Origin of the sequence: Limnohabitans sp., assembly GCF_040401135.1 — a bacterium.
In the GTDB taxonomy this organism is placed as follows: domain Bacteria; phylum Pseudomonadota; class Gammaproteobacteria; order Burkholderiales; family Burkholderiaceae_C; genus Limnohabitans.
Genome location: NZ_JBBAOV010000068.1, coordinates 1 through 1,526 on the forward strand (window position 1 = coordinate 1; position 1,526 = coordinate 1,526).

The following is a 1,526-nucleotide window of genomic DNA, read 5'->3' on the forward strand; positions in this document are numbered from 1 at the left end:
ACGGCGCAGCTTTGCAGCAAAACAAAGCGCAGTTGGAGATTGAGACTGAGTTGTTAGCTGCTTTGCAGGCTTAATCATCCGCGTCATCTAGACCCGGAAACAACACATCGGTATAACCAAAGCGCGAGAAATCGCGCACACGCATGGGGTACAACACCCCGATGAGGTGGTCGCACTCGTGCTGCACCACCCGCGCATGAAAGCCCTCGACCGTGCGGTCAATTGGGTTGCCAAGCGGGTCAATACCTTGGTACTGCAAACGCTTGAAACGCGGCACCACACCACGTAAGCCCGGCACAGACAAACAGCCTTCCCATCCCTCTTCTTCCTCGTCGCCTAGCGGCGTGAGGACGGGGTTAATCAGCACGGTGTAAGGCACCACCGGCGCATCGGGATAGCGCGGGTTGATCTCGCCCGAACCAAACACCACCACCTGCAAGTTGACGCCAATTTGTGGCGCGGCCAAGCCTGCGCCGTTGGCCGCCAGCATGGTGTCGTCTAAATCTTTGAGCAGTGCACTTAGCTCGGGTGTGTTGAAGGTGGTCACAGGTTGTGCCACGCGCAGCAAGCGTGCGTCACCCATTTTTAAAATTTCACGGACTGCCATGCTTATGCCTCTGTCGTTTTGTGATCGGCCACCAAGGCCAACAATCCCGCCTCGTCCAGCACAGGGATGCCCAGTGCTTGCGCTTTGTCGAGCTTGCTGCCGGCTTCTGCTCCGGCTACCACCCCATGTGTTTTTTTGCTCACGCTGCCGGCCACTTTGGCGCCCAAGGCTTCGAGCATGTCTTTGGCCTCGTCGCGGCTGAGGGTCGGCAGTGTGCCGGTCAGCACAAAGGTTTGTCCTGCCAGCGGCAAGCTCGCACCCGCAGTGGGCTCGCCCTCTGTCCACGTCACGCCACAGGCGCGCAACTGCTCCACCACTTCGCGGTTGTGCGGTTGGTCAAAGAAGGTGCGCAGGCTTTGGGCGACGATGGGGCCGACGTCGGCCACTTGCAGCAGTTGGTCCGGTGTGGCGTCCATGATGGCGTCCATCTTGCCAAAGTGACGGGCCAATGCTTTGGCCGTGGCCTCGCCCACATGGCGAATACCTAGGCCAAACAAGAAACGTGGCAACGTTGTTTGCTTGGATTTTTCAATGCTGACCAACACGTTATTGGCTGACTTTTCAGCCATGCGTTCTAGCGTGACCAGCGCGGTAAAACCCATGCGGTAGAGGTCTGGCAAGGTTTTGACCACCCCTGCATCCACCAGTTGCTCGACCAGCTTATCGCCCAAGTCTTCAATCTCTACCGCACGGCGATGCGCAAAGTGCAGGATGGCTTGTTTGCGCTGTGCGCTGCAAAACAGCCCGCCCGTGCAGCGGTAATCGGCCTCGCCCTCTTCACGAATGGCGGGGCTGTTGCAAACAGGGCACTGGTGCTGCATGGTGAAGATTTGCGCGTCTTGCAAGCGTTTTTCTAAAACGACGGACACCACTTCTGGAATCACATCACCTGCGCGGCGCACCACCACGGTGTCGCCCA

2 protein-coding genes are annotated in these 1,526 nt (G+C 58.5%); both read right to left on the reverse strand.

The genetic code is table 11. The features are described 5' to 3' along the window. Positions 1-70: 70 nt before the first annotated feature. Entirely contained in the window at positions 71-607 is a 537-nt protein-coding gene (gene def, locus ABWP81_RS11590; RefSeq protein ID WP_353141926.1) for a peptide deformylase, read from the reverse strand. Positions 608-609: 2 nt separating this feature from the next. After that, positions 610-1,526: NAD-dependent DNA ligase LigA (ligA, locus tag ABWP81_RS11595; protein WP_353141928.1), on the reverse strand; the 917-nt coding region annotated here is incomplete at its 5' end.

Coding starts and splice junctions, on each gene's coding strand:
- def (WP_353141926.1), bottom strand. CDS start 607: ATGGCAGTCCGTGAAATTTTAAAAATGGGTGACGCACGCTTGCTGCGC.